The 15,770-nt window shown below is 72.8% G+C and carries 14 protein-coding genes; 2 read left to right on the top strand and 12 right to left on the bottom strand.

Features of this window, described 5'->3' with window-relative positions:
• Positions 1-8 precede the first annotated feature (8 nt).
• The 5 genes from ACH4UK_RS01930 to ACH4UK_RS01910 all read right to left on the bottom strand — a co-directional run bounded on the left by ACH4UK_RS01930 (position 9) and on the right by ACH4UK_RS01910 (position 6,858).
• Positions 9-632 (bottom strand): GntR family transcriptional regulator, encoded by a 624-nt coding sequence (locus ACH4UK_RS01930; protein WP_030080737.1) that lies wholly within the window; start codon positions 630-632, stop codon positions 9-11.
• A gap of 147 nt (positions 633-779) precedes the next feature.
• Positions 780-2,528 carry a 2-oxoglutarate dehydrogenase, E2 component, dihydrolipoamide succinyltransferase gene (sucB, locus tag ACH4UK_RS01925; protein ID WP_398354130.1) on the bottom strand — a complete coding sequence of 583 codons (1,749 nt, stop codon included), beginning with the start codon at positions 2,526-2,528 and terminating at the stop codon, positions 780-782.
• Positions 2,529-2,590: 62 nt separating this feature from the next.
• Positions 2,591-3,979 carry a dihydrolipoyl dehydrogenase gene (gene lpdA / locus ACH4UK_RS01920; protein ID WP_398354129.1) on the bottom strand — a complete coding sequence of 463 codons (1,389 nt, stop codon included), beginning with the start codon at positions 3,977-3,979 and terminating at the stop codon, positions 2,591-2,593.
• Positions 3,980-4,318: 339 nt separating this feature from the next.
• Positions 4,319-5,881, bottom strand: a complete 1,563-nt coding sequence (locus tag ACH4UK_RS01915) for a leucyl aminopeptidase (protein ID WP_398354128.1) — start codon at positions 5,879-5,881, stop codon at positions 4,319-4,321.
• A gap of 194 nt (positions 5,882-6,075) precedes the next feature.
• Complete coding sequence (locus ACH4UK_RS01910; RefSeq protein ID WP_398354127.1) at positions 6,076-6,858, bottom strand: adenosylcobinamide-GDP ribazoletransferase; 783 nt, start codon at positions 6,856-6,858, stop codon at positions 6,076-6,078.
• 87 nt (positions 6,859-6,945) lie between these two features.
• Here ACH4UK_RS01910 and ACH4UK_RS01905 point away from each other — a divergent pair, with 87 nt between their 5' ends.
• On the top strand, positions 6,946-7,710 hold the full coding sequence (locus ACH4UK_RS01905; RefSeq protein WP_398354126.1) for a hypothetical protein: 765 nt from the start codon (positions 6,946-6,948) through the stop codon (positions 7,708-7,710).
• Here ACH4UK_RS01905 and ACH4UK_RS01900 read toward each other — a convergent pair.
• The 4 genes from ACH4UK_RS01900 to ACH4UK_RS01885 form a co-directional block, all read right to left on the bottom strand.
• Positions 7,650-8,378: a hypothetical protein gene (locus ACH4UK_RS01900; RefSeq protein ID WP_398354125.1), complete on the bottom strand. Its 729-nt coding sequence runs from the start codon at positions 8,376-8,378 to the stop codon at positions 7,650-7,652. The genes ACH4UK_RS01905 and ACH4UK_RS01900 overlap by 61 nt on opposite strands.
• Positions 8,375-10,156 (bottom strand): phosphatidylglycerol lysyltransferase domain-containing protein, encoded by a 1,782-nt coding sequence (locus ACH4UK_RS01895; protein WP_398354124.1) that lies wholly within the window; start codon positions 10,154-10,156, stop codon positions 8,375-8,377. The genes ACH4UK_RS01900 and ACH4UK_RS01895 overlap by 4 nt, the downstream gene beginning before the upstream one ends.
• Before the next feature lie 89 nt (positions 10,157-10,245).
• Positions 10,246-11,361 (bottom strand): nicotinate-nucleotide--dimethylbenzimidazole phosphoribosyltransferase, encoded by a 1,116-nt coding sequence (gene cobT / locus ACH4UK_RS01890; RefSeq protein WP_398354123.1) that lies wholly within the window; start codon positions 11,359-11,361, stop codon positions 10,246-10,248.
• A 244-nt stretch (positions 11,362-11,605) separates the two neighbouring features.
• The gene (locus ACH4UK_RS01885) at positions 11,606-12,808 is read right to left on the bottom strand and encodes a bifunctional adenosylcobinamide kinase/adenosylcobinamide-phosphate guanylyltransferase (protein WP_398354122.1); all 1,203 of its coding nucleotides are present in this window, start codon (positions 12,806-12,808) and stop codon (positions 11,606-11,608) included.
• 80 nt (positions 12,809-12,888) lie between these two features.
• On the opposite strand from ACH4UK_RS01885, the gene ACH4UK_RS01880 reads away from it, so the two are divergent.
• Entirely contained in the window at positions 12,889-13,098 is a 210-nt protein-coding gene (locus ACH4UK_RS01880; RefSeq protein ID WP_205084650.1) for a hypothetical protein, read from the top strand.
• Between the two features lie 79 nt (positions 13,099-13,177).
• Here ACH4UK_RS01880 and ACH4UK_RS01875 read toward each other — a convergent pair whose 3' ends face one another.
• The 3 genes from ACH4UK_RS01875 to ACH4UK_RS01865 all read right to left on the bottom strand — a co-directional run bounded on the left by ACH4UK_RS01875 (position 13,178) and on the right by ACH4UK_RS01865 (position 15,730).
• Positions 13,178-14,266 carry a S1C family serine protease gene (locus tag ACH4UK_RS01875; RefSeq protein ID WP_398354121.1) on the bottom strand — a complete coding sequence of 363 codons (1,089 nt, stop codon included), beginning with the start codon at positions 14,264-14,266 and terminating at the stop codon, positions 13,178-13,180.
• Positions 14,267-14,339: 73 nt separating this feature from the next.
• Entirely contained in the window at positions 14,340-15,032 is a 693-nt protein-coding gene (locus ACH4UK_RS01870) for a methyltransferase domain-containing protein (protein ID WP_398354912.1), read from the bottom strand.
• A gap of 98 nt (positions 15,033-15,130) precedes the next feature.
• The gene (locus tag ACH4UK_RS01865) at positions 15,131-15,730 is read right to left on the bottom strand and encodes a DUF3043 domain-containing protein (RefSeq protein ID WP_398354120.1); all 600 of its coding nucleotides are present in this window, start codon (positions 15,728-15,730) and stop codon (positions 15,131-15,133) included.
• Between the last annotated feature and the right edge of the window lie 40 nt (positions 15,731-15,770).

Here is a 15,770-nt window from a genome sequence, read left to right as displayed (position 1 = left end):
GGAAGCGGTCAGGCGCGCGGTGCGCAGCCCAGCACGTGGGCCTTGACCAGGGCGCCGATCTGCGGGTCCTCGGCGAGGAACGCGTCGATGAGCGCCTGGTGCTCCTCCGCGTACGACTTCTGCACGGTGCCCAGCCAGCGGATCGACAGGGCCGTGAACACCTCGATGCCCAGCCCCTCCCAGGTGTGCAGCAGCACCGCGTTCCCGGCGGCCCGCACCAGCTCCCGGTGGAAGCCGACCGTGTGCCGCACCTGGGCCTCGCCGTCGGCCAGCCGGTCCGCCTCGTACAGCGCCGCCACGTGCGGGGCCAGCGCCGAGCAGTCCTGGCCGAGCCGCGGGGCCGCCAGCTCCGCCGCGATCTGCTCCAGGCCGGCCCGGACCGGATAGCTCTCCTCCAGGTCGGCGGCGGTGAGGTTGCGGACCCGCACGCCCTTGTTGGGGGCCGACTCGATCAGCCGGAGCGTCTCCAGCTCGCGCAGCGCCTCGCGCACGGGCGTCTGGCTGACCTCCAGCTCGGTGGCGATGCGGCGCTCCACGATCCGCTCACCCGGCTTCCAGCGCCCGCTGACGATCCCCTCCACGATGTGCTCGCGGATCTGTTCGCGCAGCGAGTGGACGACGGGCGGGGTCATGAGGTGCTCCTTCAGGGCAGACCGGTGCTGCCTACATCATCACGGCCGCGCGGACGGCCGGGGGTGCTTAGACAATACGGCGGCGCCCCCGCCCGGAAGAGTTCCGGACGGGGGCGCCGCTGGTGAGGCTGGTTACAGCCGGGGCGTTCAGAGGCCGAGCTCGACCTCGAACTCACCGGCCTCCAGGATCGCCTTGACCGACGTCAGGTAACGGGCGGCGTCCGCGCCGTCCACCAGACGGTGGTCGTAGGAGAGCGCGAGGTAGGTCATGTCGCGCACCGCGATGGTCTCGCCGAGGTCCGGGTGGTCGATGACCACCGGACGGCGGACCGTCGCGCCGATACCGAGGATGGCCGCCTGGTTCGGCGGCACGATGACGGTGTCGAACAGCGCACCGCGCGAACCGGTGTTGCTGATGGTGAAGGTGGCGCCGGACATGTCGTCCGGGGTCAGGCCGCCACCGCGCGCCTTGCCCGCCAGCTCGGCGGTCTTCTTGGAGATACCGGCGATGTTCAGGTCGCCCGCACCCTTGATGACCGGGGTCATCAGGCCCTTCTCGGCGTCGACGGCGATGCCGATGTTCTCCGCGTCGAAGTACGTGATGGTGCCCTCGTCCTCGTTGATCCGGGCGTTGACGACCGGGTGGGCCTTCAGCGCCTGGGCCGCCGCCTTCACGAAGAACGGCATCGGGGACAGCTTGACGCCCTCACGGGCGGCGAAGGAGGCCTTCGCCTGGTTGCGCAGCTTCATCAGCTTGGTGATGTCGACCTCGACGACCGAGGTCAGCTGGGCCTGCGAGTGCAGGGCCTTCATCATGTTGTCGCCGATGACCTTGCGCATGCGGGTCATCTTGACCGTCTGACCGCGCAGCGGGGACGCCTCGAGCTTCGGCGCCTTGGCGGCCGGAGCCGCGGACGGGGCCGGGGCAGCGGCGGCGGCCTTGGCGGCCTCCGCGGCGGCGACGACGTCCTGCTTGCGGATACGGCCACCGACGCCGGTGCCCTTGACCGCGCTCAGGTCCACGTTGTTCTCGGACGCGAGCTTGCGGACCAGCGGCGTGACGTACGCGCCGTCGTCACCGGAGGGCGCGGCCGGGGCGGCCGGTGCCGGGGTGACGGGGGCGGGCTGCGCCGGAGCCGGGGCCGGGGCGGCCTGGGCCGCCGGGGCCTGGACCGGAGCGGCCGGCGCCGGAGCCGCGGGGGCCTCCTGCTTCGGGGCCTCCTGGGCCGGGGCGGCGGGCTGCGCCGGAGCGGCGGCCGGGGCCGCGCCCGGGGCGCCGATGACGGCGAGCTTCGCGCCGACCTCGGCGGTCTCGTCCTCGCCGACCACGATCTCCAGCAGCACACCGGCGACCGGGGCGGGGATCTCGGTGTCGACCTTGTCGGTGGAGACCTCGAGCAGCGGCTCGTCCTCCGCGACCTCCTCGCCGACCTCCTTCAGCCAGCGGGTGACGGTGCCCTCGGTGACGCTCTCGCCGAGCGCCGGGAGGGTGACGTCGGTGCCGGACGCGCCGGCGGCCGGGGCGGCGGCCGGAGCCGCTGCCTCGGGAGCCGGAGCGGCGGCGGGGGCCTCGGCGGCGGGGGCCTCGGCGGCCGGAGCCTCGGCCGGGGCGGCCGGGGTCTCGGCGGCCGGAGCCGCCGCCTCGGCCGGAGCGCCCGAGCCGTCGTCGATGACGGCCAGCTCGGCGCCGACCTCGACGGTCTCGTCCTCGGCGACCTTGATGGAGGCCAGCACACCGGACACGGGGGCGGGGATCTCGGTGTCGACCTTGTCGGTCGAGACCTCGAGCAACGGCTCGTCGGCCTCGACGCGCTCGCCCTCGGCCTTCAGCCAACGGGTGACAGTGCCCTCGGTGACGCTCTCGCCGAGCGCCGGAAGGGTTACGGAAACCGACATGGTTTCAGTTGCTCCTTACGAAAATGCGGAAGTGGTCGGTCGTCGCGCCCGGGACCGGGGGATCAGTCGTGGGCGTGGAGAGGCTTGCCGGCCAGTGCCAGGTGAGCCTCGCCCATCGCCTCGTTCTGCGTCGGGTGTGCGTGGATGAGCTGGGCGACCTCGGAGGGCAGCGCCTCCCAGTTGTAGATCAGCTGGGCTTCGCCGACCTGCTCGCCCATGCGGTCGCCGACCATGTGGACGCCGACCACGGCACCGTCCTTGACCTGGACGAGCTTGATCTCGCCCGCGGTCTTCAGGATCTTGCTCTTGCCGTTGCCCGCGAGGTTGTACTTGAGGGCGACGACCTTGTCCGCGCCGTAGATCTCCTTGGCCTTGGCCTCGGTGATACCGACGGAGGCGACCTCGGGGTGGCAGTACGTCACCTTGGGCACGCCGTCGTAGTCGATCGGGACGGTCTTGAGACCGGCCAGCCGCTCCGCCACCAGGATGCCCTCGGCGAAGCCGACGTGGGCGAGCTGGAGGGTGGGGACGAGGTCGCCCACGGCCGAGATCGTCGGGACGTTGGTCTGCATGTACTCGTCGACCAGGACATAGCCGCGGTCCATCGCGACGCCCTGCTCCTCGTAGCCCAGGCCCTGCGAGACCGGGCCGCGGCCGATGGCGACGAGCAGCAGCTCCGCCTCGAAGGTCTTGCCGTCGGCGAGCGTCACGCGGACGCCGTCCTGCGTGTACTCGGCCTTGTCGAAGAAGGTGCCGAGGTTGAACTTGATGCCGCGCTTGCGGAACGCGCGCTCAAGAAGCTTGGAGCTGTTCTCGTCCTCGACCGGGACGAGGTGCTTGAGGCCCTCGACGATGGTGATCTCGGTGCCGAAGGACTTCCACGCCGAGGCGAACTCGACGCCGATGACGCCGCCGCCCAGCACGATCGCGGACTTCGGGACACGGTCCATCTTCAGCGCGTGGTCCGAGGAGATGATCCGGTTGCCGTCGATCTCCAGGCCGGGCAGCGACTTCGGCACGGAGCCGGTCGCCAGCAGCACGTGGCGGCCCTGGACGCGCTGGCCGTTCACGTCGACGGAGGTGGGGGAGGAGAGCGTGCCCTCACCCTCGATGTAGTGGACCTTGCGCGAGGCGATGAGCCCCTGGAGACCCTTGTACAGGCCCGAGATCACCTCGTCCTTGTACTTGTTGACGGCCTCCATGTCGATGCCCTCGAAGGTCGCCTTCACGCCGAACTGGGCCGACTCGCGGGCCTGGTCGGCGATCTCGCCGGCGTGCAGCAGTGCCTTCGTGGGGATGCAGCCGTTGTGCAGGCAGGTACCGCCGACCTTGCCCTTCTCGATCAGGGCGACGTCCAGGCCCAGCTGCGCTCCGCGCAGGGCCGCGGCGTAACCGCCACTGCCACCGCCGAGGATCACTAGGTCGAAAACGGTGCTGGCGTCGTTCGCCACGTCACGTCCTCCATGCATGTGCGCCGTACGCCGGGCCCCGTCGCTGGGGTGTGACCGGCCGGTCGGCTGGTGTGCGGCCGCTTTTGTCTCGGCCCTGTGGTGGGGGCCCTGTCCTGCCGAGAACCCATCTTCGCACTTGTCGACGGTGGGCGGGACGCGGGGCCCGGGTCCGGGACGGATGATCGTCCGTTCCGGAGGGTTACTGCTGCGTAGAGACCTACGGAATCCGTACGTTTCGTCCAGAGCGAAACCCGTGTCTCTTCCTTACCGATTTCGCTCGGACAACACGTACGGCCCCGGACCTGTGCCCGGGGCCGTACGTGACGGACGGCGGAGGGCTCAGCCCAGGTCGCCGTCGGCGGTGCGCTCGGCGAGCCGCACCAGGGTGCGGACCGCGGAGCCGGTGCCGCCCTTGGGCGTGTAGCCGTACGGCGCGCCCTCGTGGAAGGCCGGGCCCGCGATGTCCAGGTGCGCCCAGGCGATGCCCTCGCCCACGAACTCCTGCAGGAAGAGGCCGGCCACCAGGCCGCCGCCCATCCGCTCGCCCATGTTGGCGATGTCGGCGGTGGGGGAGTCCATGCCCTTGCGCAGGTCGGCGGGGAGCGGCATCGGCCAGGAGGCCTCGCCGACCTCCTCGGCGATCTCGTGGATCGACGTGCGGAAGGCGTCGTCGTTGGCCATGACGCCGAAGGTGCGGTTGCCGAGCGCCAGCACCATCGCGCCGGTCAGGGTCGCCACGTCGACGATCGCGTCGGGCTTCTCCTCCGAGGCGCGGGTCAGCGCGTCGGCCAGGACCAGCCGGCCCTCGGCGTCGGTGTTGAGGACCTCGACGGTCTTGCCGCTGTACATGTGCAGTACGTCACCGGGGCGGGTGGCGTTGCCGGAGGGCATGTTCTCGGCCAGTGCGAGCCAGCCGGTGACATTGACCTTCAGGCCGAGGCGGGCGGCCGAGACGACGGCGGCGAACACGGCGGCGGCGCCGCTCATGTCGCACTTCATCGTCTCGTTGTGGCCGGCCGGCTTGAGCGAGATGCCGCCCGAGTCGTAGGTGATGCCCTTGCCCACGAGGGCCAGGGTCTTCTCCGCCTTCGGGTGGGTGTAGGCGAGCTTCACCAGGCGCGGGCCGTGGGTGGAGCCCTGGCCGACTCCGAGGAGGCCGCCGAAGCCGCCCTTGAGGAGAGCCTTCTCGTCGAGGACCTGGACCTTGATGCCGTGCTCCTTGCCCGCGGCGGTGGCCACGGCGGCGAAGGACTCGGGGTACAGGTCGTTCGGCGGGGTGTTGATCAGGTCGCGGGCCCGGTTGATCTCCTCGACCAGGGCCAGAGCGCGCTCGACGGCGGCCTTGTAGGCCTTGTCGCGCGGCTTGGCGCCGAGCAGGGCCACCTCGGCGAGCGGCAGCTTCGGGCCGTTCTCCTTGCCGGACTTGGCGGCCTTGGGCGCGAGCTTGTTCTCGCCGCCCTGGTAGGCGGTGAAGGCGTACGCGCCGAGGAGCGCGCCCTCGGCGACGGCGGCGGCGTCCTCGACGGAGGCGGCGGGCAGCGCGAAGCCGGCCTTCTTGGAGCCGCTCAGCGCACGGGCGGCGGTGCCCGCCGCGCGGCGCAGCGCCTCGGCGTCGTAGGCGTCCTCCTTGTCCGGGACCGGACCGAGACCGACCGCGACGACGACCGGGGCCTTGAGGCCGGACGCGGCGGGCAGCTTGGTCAGTTCGCCCTCGGCACCGGTGGCACCCAGGGTCGCGAGGACGGCGGCGAGCTTTCCGCCGAACGCCTTGTCCACGGCCTCGGCGCCCGGTGCGAGGACCAGGTCCCCGGACTTGGATCCAGCGCCCTTGGCGACGCCGACGACGAGTGCGTCGGCGCGCAGCGTCGCCGCACCGGCAGTGCTGAGAGTGAGAGCAGTCACGGTGGTGAAATCTCGCTTCCGTTGAGTTCGAGTTCGGTCGAGGGGTGGGCCGACCGTGCCCGGCGCATCGTAGACGCCTCCACGATGTGCCGGGAATGAGCCTACGCGCGCGTTTCCTGCTGTGTGACGGCGGCGGGCCGTTCCCGACCGGCAGGGGGGCCGGTTCCGGCGGCCGCCGCCGGGGTGGCGCGCCCTCAGGTGCCGAGCGCCAGCACCACCAGGGCCGCCGTCGCCGCGCTCTCCTCGACACCGCCGAAGACGTCGCCGGTGACCCCGCCGAACCGTCGTACGCAGTGCCGCAGCAGCAGTTCGGCCGCGGCGAGCGCGCCGAGCACCGCGAGCGCGTGATGCAGCGCCCCGTACGGGCCGGACCCCGCGCCCGCCGCCGCGCAGAGCGCCACCGTCGCCGCCGCCGCGAGCAGCGCCCGCCCGGCCGGGACCGTGGCGGCGACCGTCGCCCCGAGGCCCTCCGGCCGGGCCGCCGGGACGCCCTGACGGGACGCCAGGGTCAGGGCCAGCCGGGCGGCGACGGCCGCGACGACGGTCCCGAGCGCCCCGTGCGTCCAGCCCCGCCCGTACAGCTCGAAGAGGGCCGCGACCTGCGCCAGCAGGACCAGGAGCAGCGTGATGACACCGAACGGCCCAATGTCGGACTGCTTCATGATGCGCAGCGCGTCCTCGGCCGGCTTGCCGCTGCCGAGGCCGTCCGCCGTGTCCGCCAGGCCGTCCAGGTGCAGCCCCCGGGTGAGGGCGGCGGGCACCGCGACGGAGGCCACCGCCGCGAGCAGCGGCCCCGATCCGGCCAGCAGCGGGAGCGAGCCGGCAGCGGCGGCGAGCAGCCCCACGACGAGTCCGGCGAGCGGGGCGCAGAGCATCCCGGAGCGGGCGGTCGCACGGTCCCAGCGGGTCACGTGGACGGGCAGCACGGTCAGGGTGCCGAAGGCGAAACGCAGCCCGTGGCTGTTCAGGGAGGTCACCGCGCGCAGGCTAGCCGCCATCGCCCACCGATAGATTGGCCAAAACGCTGCAATCGTAGCGAAACGGATGTATCGGGAGTACGTGGCATGGGTCACTGGTGGCACGACAACATCGCGGAGCCGGGCAAGCTGCCGCTGCTCCTCGCGCTGGCCGCCTTCGTCCTGACCTTCGCGATCACCCGCACCATCACCCGCATGATCCGCGCCGGGAAGGGCCCGTTCCGCAACATCACCCCGGGCGGGATGCACATCCACCACGTGGTGCCCGGGGTCGTGCTCAGCGTGGTCGGCGGATTCGGCGCGGTGGCCAGCGGACGGCACGGCGTGGCCGCCGGTCTGTTCGCGGTGGTCTTCGGGGTGGGCGCGGGGCTGGTGCTGGACGAGTTCGCCCTGATCCTGCATCTGGACGACGTGTACTGGACCGAGGAGGGCCGGCAGAGCGTGGAGGTGGTCGTGCTGACCGCCTCGCTGGTGCTGCTGGTCCTGGCGGGCTTCTCCCCGCTCGGCGTCGACGACGTCACCGACGAGGAGCAGCAGGGCCGGATCAGCCTCATCACGTCGTACGTGATCAACTTCTGCTTCGTCCTGATCGCCCTGTTCAAGGGCAAGACGCGGATGGCGGTGCTCGGCACCCTCGTCCCGTTCGTCGCGCTGATCGGCGCGCTCCGCCTGGCCCGCCCCACCTCGCCCTGGGCCAGGCGCTTCTACCGCAACCGCCACCGGGCCCGCTCCAGGGCGCTGCTGCGGGCCTACCACCACGACGTGCGCTGGGCCGGGCCGCGCCGGAGGTTTCAGGACCTCATCGGAGGCGCGCCGGACCGGGTGCCGCTGCCGCCCGCCCGCAGGTCCTGACCGCCGCGGCGTCGCCGCCCGAGCCACTCCCGTACGCCGCACACCACCAGCACGACGGCGATGGCGGCCAGATGCTCCCGGCCCGCCAGGTTGTCCTTGACGAGGACCTCCACCACCATCGCGAGGACCACCAGCGTCCCGGTGAACCAGGCGCGCTGCTGGTGGCAGACGTACACCGCGAGCCCCACGACCGCCGCCGAGGGGCCGGTGTCCACCACCTGCGCGTCGGAGGCGGGCAGCCCGAGGAACGCCTCCGGCCCGAGCGCGACGCCGATCCGGGCGTACAGCGTCCCCGCCAGCGTCGCGACGTACGCGACGGCCACCGTGCGCCACCGCCCCAGGCACACCTCCGCGACGCCGAACACCAGCAGGATCTGCGCCAGCGCGCCCCACACCGGCAGATCGAGCGCCGGCACGAACGGCGACAGCGGGGTACGCAGCAGAGCGAGCCAGAGCGGGTCCTCGGCGCGCACCGCCCCGAGGTTCTGCACCGGCCGGAAGCCCCACGCCTGCTTCTGCACCAGCTGGACGAGGGCCGTCAGCGCCACCGCGGTCAGCGTCAGCGCGAGCGCCCGCACCCCGCGTTCGGCGAGCCCCCGCCGTACGGTCGTGCACGGCGGGCCCCACTCCCGTGCCGCCGCCCGGCGCAGGGCCGGGGGACGGTTCACCTACCGGCGCCCGGACGCGGGCGGTGCAGCCACTTCGGCAGTCCCGGCGCCTCCAGGAACCCTTCGGCGCGGCCCGCCGCGATGGAGATGCGCGCCAGGTCGGCGCTCTTCTCGAACAGCATGAAGCGGGGCTCCCAGATCGGTCGGTACTTGGCGTTGGCGCGGTACAGCGACTCGATCTGCCACCAGCGCGAGAAGAAGCTCAGCAGCGAACGCCACAGCCTCAGCACCGGTCCCGCGCCGAGCCGCGCGCCCCTCTCGAAGACGGACCGGAACATCGCGAAGTTCAGCGACACCTGAGTGATCCCGATCTCGTCGGAGCGCTGGAGGAGCTGGATCACCATGAACTCCATCAGCCCGTTCTCCGCGTCCCGGTCACGGCGCATCAGGTCCAGGGACAGACCGTGCGGGCCCCACGGCACGAAGCTGAGGACCGCGCGCAGCTCGCCCGGCGCTCCGTCCTCGCCCGCGTCCCGGCACTCCAGCATCACGCACTGCCCGTCCGCCGGGTCGCCGAGCCGTCCGAGCGCCATGGAGAAACCCCGCTCGGTCTCGCCGTCGCGCCAGGCGTCGGCGAGGCGCACGAGGGCGGCCATCTCGTCCTCGGGGATGTCCGCGTGCCGCCGGATCGTCACCGCGTACCCGGCGCGCTTCACCCGGTTGTAGGCCTGGCGGACCGTGCGCATCGCCCGCCCGTCGAGGGTGAACTCCGCGGTCTCCACGATCGCCTCGTCGCCCAGCTCCAGCGCGTCCAGGCCGTGCCGGGCGTACACCGTGCCCGCCTCCTCGCTCGCGCCCATCACGGCCGGGATCCAGCCGTGCTCCCGGGCCTCCGCCAGCCACGGGGCGATCGCGCCGGGCCAGGCCTCCGGATCGCCGATCGGATCACCGGAGGCCAGCGAGACTCCGCCGACGACGCGGTGGAGGACGGCCGCCTTCCGGGTCGGCGACCACACGGCGCTCTTCTCCGGGCGCAGCGCGAAGTAGCCGAGCGAGTCCCGGTCGCCGTGCTTGTCCAGCAGTACGCGCAGTTGCGCGTCGTCCTCGGGGGAGAGCGGGTCGACCGCCCGGCGGGCGCGGAAGGCGGCGTACACGACGGCGATCAGCAGCAGCGTCGAGAGGATGTTGATGACGACGTTGACCCAGCCGGGTGTGGTGATCCCGGGGAAGCGGGAGTCGTCGGCGGCCACCGAGACCAGCCGCAGCGCCCCGTAGCGCCAGCGGTCCAGGAAGGTGGAGCGGTACTCGTCGTGGGCGGTGTTGGTGACGGTGACCAGGGCCGTCGCGATCAGCGAGGTGACCAGCAGCCCCACCACGGCGACCAGGGCCGCCAGCTTCGGGTTGGAGCGGTCGCCCTTCGCGTAGAACTCCCGCCGGCCGAGCAGCAGCGCCCCGACGAACGCGGCCGTCAGCGCCAGCGAGATCCAGTTCTGCGCGTGCTGGCGGATCTCCCCGAAGAAGAACGCGACGATCAGGGCCAGCAGCACCAGCCCGCCCAGCACCAGATTGACGATCCAGGCGGCCCGCTTGCGCCGCCGCATGGTGATCGCCAGGAACAGTGCGATCACCCCGGAGGAGAACCCCGCGGTGAGCAGGTACGGCGTGAAGTAGTTCTCGGTGTTGTGCCGCCGCAGGTCCTGGCCGAGGGTGACCCAGACGGCGCTGAGGAAATTGATGAACGAGACGACGCGCAGGTACCAGATGGCGAACGTCGCGCTCCGCCGGGACCGGACGGTGCGGTGCCGGGCTGCCTCTTCGGCCGATCGAGCCTCTCCCATGAGAGGTGATCATATGGCGCATTTCGGACATATGGGCGGATGAGGTTCCAGGCGGGCGGCCCCGGCCCGTGTTCGCGGGCTCCGCGCTCTCAGGCCCCGTCGAGCGCCGTCACGTCCGCCGACTCCGCCGGCTCCGCCACGTCCTCCGCCTCGTCGACGGCCTTCTCCGGCGCGCGCTCCGGCAGTTCGGCGGCCAGCGCCGCCGCCGCCTGCACCAGCGGCAGCGCCAGCAGCGCGCCGCTGCCCTCGCCCACCGTCACACCGTGGTCCAGCAGCGGCGTCAGCGCCATCCGGTCCAGCGCCTTCGCCTGGGCGGGCTCCCCGCTGGCCTGACCGGCCAGCCACCAGTCCGGCGCGCGGAACGCCGCCCGCTGCGCCACCAGAGCACAGGCCGCCGAGACGACACCGTCCAGGATCACCGGCATCCGGCGCACCGCGCTCTGCAGCAGGAAGCCGGTCATCGCCGCCAGATCCGCCCCGCCCGATGTGGCCAGCAGCTCCACCTGGTCGCCGAGCACCGGCCGGGCCCGGCGCAGCGCGTCCCTGATCGCCGCGCACTTGCGCATCCAGGCCAGGTCGTCGATGCCCGCACCGCCGCGCCCGGTCACCACGGAGGCGTCCGTTCCGCAGAGCGCCGCGACGAGTGTGGCCGCGGCCGTGGTCCCGCCGACGCTGAGGTCGCCGAGCACCACCAGATCGGTGCCCGAGTCCGCCTCCTCGTCGGCGATCGCCATGCCCAGCCGGACCGCCTGCTCGGCCTCCTCCGCGCTCAGCGCGTCCTCGACGTCGATCCGCCCCGAACCCCGCCGCACCCGGTGCCGGACCACGGACTCGGGCAGCAGCTCGGGATCGCAGTCCAGGGAGACGTCCACGATCCGCATCGGCACCGAGAAGCGCCGGGCCAGCACCGAGGCCGGGCTCGCGCCGTCGAGGGCGGCCCGCACCAGCTCGTACGCGCCTCCCGCCGGCCGGCCCGAGACGCCCAGCTCCGCCACTCCGTGGTCACCGGCGAAGAGCACCAGACGCGGCTGCTCGACGGCCCTGACCGGGACGGACTGCTGCGCCGCGCTGAGCCACTCGCCCAGCTCGTCGAGCCGCCCGAGCGCCCCGGGGGGCACGGTCAGCCGTTCGCGCCGTTCCTCGGCATCGCGCCGCACACCCCCGTCGGGGCGTTGGATCAGGTCGGAGAAGTCGTCCAGGTTCACGGAGGTCTGCCTCGCGGGTCGTCACGTCGGGTCCGGTCGGGGAACCCGGCGGCGGGCCCCCTGCCCGGAACAGTACCGGTCGGCCCACCCCAAGGACCGTGCCGCAAGCGGCGGGAGAGAGGAGAGGGAAGCAAGGGAACGGCAGGGGGAGAGGAAAGGTGAGCGAACCGGAGAGAACGGGAGGGAGAGGCAGGACGAGCGAACCCGAGGGAACAGGCGGGAACAGGCAGGACCCCGGCACCCCTCACCCCCGCAGCACCAGCACCTGCCCCGCCACCACCATCAGCACCTGCTCGCACTCCGCCGCCACCGCCGCGTTCAGCCGCCCCAGCTCGTCCCGGAACCGCCGCCCCGCCGACGTCGCCGGGACCACCCCCGACCCCACCTCGTTGGTCACCAGCACCACCGGCCGTCGGGTCCCGCGCACCGCGGCGACCAGCTCCGCCACCCGCTCCCGCAGTGCCGCCTCGCCCCCGTCGTGCCACCGTTCGTCCTCCCAGGCCTCCACCCGGTCCATCGCGTCGGTCAGCCACAGCGACAGGCAGTCGACCAGCAGCGGCGGCCCGTCCGCGTCCAGCAGCTCCGCGACCTCGCAGGTCTCCTCGGTCCGCCAGGCGCCCGGCCGGCGCTCCCGGTGCAGTCCGACCCGGGCCGCCCACTCCGGGTCCCCGTCGCGGCGGCCGCCGGTCGCCACGTACACCACCTCCGGGAAGGTCTCCAGACGCTGTTCCGCCTCCAGCGACTTCCCCGACCGCGCGCCCCCGGTCACCAGCACCCGGCGCGGCACGTCCGGCACCGCGTGGTACTCGCCCACCACCAGCGTCGTCCCGTCCGGAACCGTCCGCGCCCCGGCCGCCGCGAGCCGCCGCTCCAGCGCGGCCCCCGGCGGGGCGTCGTGGTCCAGGTGGACCGCGATCACCTCGGTGGCCGGCCCGATCGCACCGGCCGACCGCAGCCGGGCCACCGCGTCGGGCCGCCCGATCACATCGCAGACGACCAGCTCCAGAGGCCGGTCCACCCGCTCGGGCAGACCGGAGGGGGCGGCCCCCGGCGGCAGGTACAGCAGCCGCTCGCCCTCCGGCGCGGTCACCTCGTACCCGGTCCCCGGCGCGTCCATCGCCATCGCCCGCACCCGGTGTCCGCTGATCAGCGTCAGGATCTGGCCGTCCGGCACCCGCCCGGCCGTCGGCAGCTGGGCGGGCAGTTCGACGGCCGGCCCGTCGTGCGGGTGGGTCAGCAGCACCTGGCGGACCGCGCCCAGCGAATGGCCCGCGCGGGCGGCCGCGAACACCGCTCCGGGCGTGAGGTCCAGCAGCAGCGCGTCGTCGATCAGCAACGCCGTCGCGGCCCGCGCCCACGGGCCCCGGGCCGAGGCGCAGACCGCGCAGGGGCAGGAGGGGCGCGGCAGCCCGTCGGGGGCTCCGGTGCCGAGCAGAGTCAGTTCCACACCCTTGATCCTCCCGTGTCCCCGCGCGAGGTGCGCGTCCGGCTACGCTTCGGGGCAGCAACGTGACCCAGGAGGCTGGCATGGCGTGGACGTGGCGGTTCGAGAAGTCCGACGGTACGGAGACGGAGCCGGCGCTGCAGCCGGAGGAGTTCACCACCCAGGGCGACGCGGAGTCCTGGATCGGTGAGTTCTGGAAAGAGCTCCTGGAGGGCGGTGCCGCACAGGTGACGCTCTTCGAGGACACCACCAAGATCTACGGTCCGATGAGCCTGCAGGCCGACGGCGCCTGAACCCGGGCGGAGACGGGCTGCGAAAGGGCGGGCGGCGCGGGGATCTCCCCGTACCGCCCGCCCTTCGCGCGTCTCCCGCTCAGATCTCCCCGAGCGTGACCTCCGCCGTCCGGCTGTCGCCGCCGCGCGTGTACGTCACGGTCACCTTCTGGCCCGGCTTGTCGCCGGCCAGCGCCTCGGAGAGCGAGGTGATCGTGGTGACCGCGCTGTCCCCGACCTTCGTGATGATGTCCCCGGCCCGCATCCCCGCGTCGGCCGCGGCCCCGCCCCGGTCCACGCTGACCAGTGCCACCCCGGCGGGGCGGTAGTCGTCGTCGACGACCGTGCGGCCGGTGATGTTCAGCGCGGCCCGGCCCGAATCGGTGACCCGGCCGTCCTTGATGATCTGGTCGGCGACCGTCTTCACCATCGACACGGGGATCGCGAAACCGATGCCCGGCGCCGCGCTGTCGCCCATCTGCGGGTCGGTCGCCGCGAGGGTCGGGATGCCGATCACCTGGCTGTCGAGGTTGACCAGCGCCCCGCCGCTGTTGCCCGGGTTGATCGCCGCGGACGTCTGCACCATGTTGGCGATCGTCGCGCCCGTGCCGCCGCCCGCCCGGCTCTCGCTCACGGTCCGGCCGAGCGCCGAGACGATGCCCTGGGTGACGCTGCTGGACAGGCCCAGCGGCGAGCCCATCGCCATCACGATCTGCCCCACTTCGACCTTCTCCGCGTCGCCGAACTTCGCGGGCTTCAGCCCGTCCGGCACCTCGTCGAGCTTGATCACGGCCAGGTCCTGCTCCGGGTAGGAGGAGACCAGCGAGGCGCTCAGCACCGCCTCCCCGGTGGCGACGCTGACCTTGAACGTCTTCTCGTCGCCGACCACATGGGCGTTGGTGACGATGTGCCCCTTGTCGTCGTAGACGACCCCGGAACCGAGGCTGTTCGAGGCGTCGATCTGCACCACCGACGGCAGTACGTCGTTGATGACGGCCTGGTAGGCGTTCTCCAGGTCGTCGGGGGCGCGCTTCACCGACCCCTGCACGGTGCCCGAGGCGCTGGCCTCCGGGGCCGGGGCCGCCGGATCCGTACCGGAACAGCCGCCCGCCAGGGCGATGGCGCAGACGGCCGCGGACAGGGGAAGCAGCAGCCTGCGCGCCCGGCTGCGGGAGGGGGATGCGTCCATATCCGGAGTCTGGGGGCCGACCCGTTCGGGTGCCCCCGCTGATGGGCCGAACGGGCCCGCCGCCGAACGTCCCTCAGCCGCGCACGCCGCACAGGTGCAGCAGCGCCGCCACACCCCGGTACGGGTCGGTCCGACCGGCCCGGTCCTCCAGGGTCAGGACCCGCTCCAGCTCCTCGGCCGGCAGCTCCACGTCGTTGCCCACCTGGTCGGTGAAGACCCGCACGCCGTACCAGGCGTGCAGCGGCGCGGCGATTCCGGCGAGCGTGGCCCGCAGGGCGTCGAGCCGGTCGGCCCGCACGGCGAGGCCGAGGCGGTTGGTGTACGTGGCGGTGTCGAAGGCGGTCAGGGCCGCGCCGAAGTCACCGGCGAGCCCCGGGCGCATCGCGAGAGCGTCCGCGTTCCGCACGAGCAGGGAGAGCAGACCGCCGGGGGCCAGCATCCGGGCGAGCCCGGCCAGCATCGGGTCCGGCTCCTCGACGTACATCAGGACGCCGTGGCACAGCACCACGTCGAAACTGCCGGGCAGGAAGTGCACGCCGGTGTCCCGGCCGTCGCCCTCGATGAGCCTGACCCGGTCCCGGATGCCTTCCGGCTCGGTCGCCAGGGACTCCCGGGCTGCCCGCAGCATCTCGGCGTCCGACTCCAGGCCGGTCACCGAGTGACCGGCCCGCGCCAGCCGCAGCGCCTGGGTGCCCTGGCCCATGCCGACGTCCAGGACGCGCAGCCGCCGGCCCACCGGGAACCGCCCGGCTATCTGCTCGTCCAGCTGCCGCGCGACGAGCTCCTGGCGGACCCTGTTGCGTACGCCGACGAGACCCGCCAGCCACGCCGAGGAGACCCCGGTGAAGCCGGAGGTCTCCGTGCTCAGGGCCGCTCTCCGCGCTTGACCTGCGGCTTCGGAAGCCGCAGTCGGCGCATCTGGAGCGTGCGCATCAGGCCGTACGCCACGGCTCCGCGCTTCGGCGTGTCCGGGAAGCGCTCGCGCAGCTGCTTCTTCAGGCGCAGCGACAGACCGATCGAGTCGATCACGATCAGGATGATCACGCCGAGCCAGAGCAGCAGCGAGATGCTCTGGATGTTCTGCACCTGGATCACGCTGAGGATCAGGATGATCACGGCGAGCGGCAGGAACCACTCGGCGATGCAGAAGCGCGAGTCCACGTAGTCGCGGACGAAACGCCTGACCGGGCCCTTGTCGCGGACCGGGAGGTAGCGCTCGTCGCCCGACGCGAGCGCCTCACGCTGTTTGGCCAGGTCGGCGCGGCGCGCTTCGCGCTGGCGCTTCATGGCCGCCTTGCGGTCGGTCGGCGCGCTGGACGCGGCGCGTCGGCGCTGCGTCTGGGCCTCGCTGCGCTTGGGGGTGGGGCGACCCTTGGGAGCCTGCGGGTCGCGGGGCTGCTGGGAGAGGTCCGCCGTCACCTTGTCGGTGGGGGCCTTCTCTGTCTTGGCACGGCTACGGAACACAAAACCCAAGGGTACGGGGTCGGCGCGCGGGCCCGGTGAC

Source organism: Streptomyces sp. NPDC020884, assembly GCF_044333935.1.
Taxonomy (GTDB): Bacteria; Actinomycetota; Actinomycetes; order Streptomycetales; family Streptomycetaceae; genus Streptomyces.
The sequence above is the reverse complement of the archived record's forward strand: the minus strand, read 5'-3'. Positions and strand labels throughout refer to the sequence as shown.

Excerpts from the sequence above, each read along its gene's own strand:
- ACH4UK_RS01930 (WP_030080737.1), bottom strand. The coding sequence starts at position 632 with ATGACCCCGCCCGTCGTCCACTCGCTGCGCGAACAGATCCGCGAGCAC.
- sucB (WP_398354130.1), bottom strand. The coding sequence starts at position 2,528 with ATGTCGGTTTCCGTAACCCTTCCGGCGCTCGGCGAGAGCGTCACCGAG.
- ACH4UK_RS01905 (WP_398354126.1), top strand. The coding sequence starts at position 6,946 with ATGGGTCACTGGTGGCACGACAACATCGCGGAGCCGGGCAAGCTGCCG.
- ACH4UK_RS01895 (WP_398354124.1), bottom strand. The coding sequence starts at position 10,156 with ATGGGAGAGGCTCGATCGGCCGAAGAGGCAGCCCGGCACCGCACCGTC.
- ACH4UK_RS01880 (WP_205084650.1), top strand. The coding sequence starts at position 12,889 with ATGGCGTGGACGTGGCGGTTCGAGAAGTCCGACGGTACGGAGACGGAG.
- ACH4UK_RS01875 (WP_398354121.1), bottom strand. The coding sequence starts at position 14,266 with ATGGACGCATCCCCCTCCCGCAGCCGGGCGCGCAGGCTGCTGCTTCCC.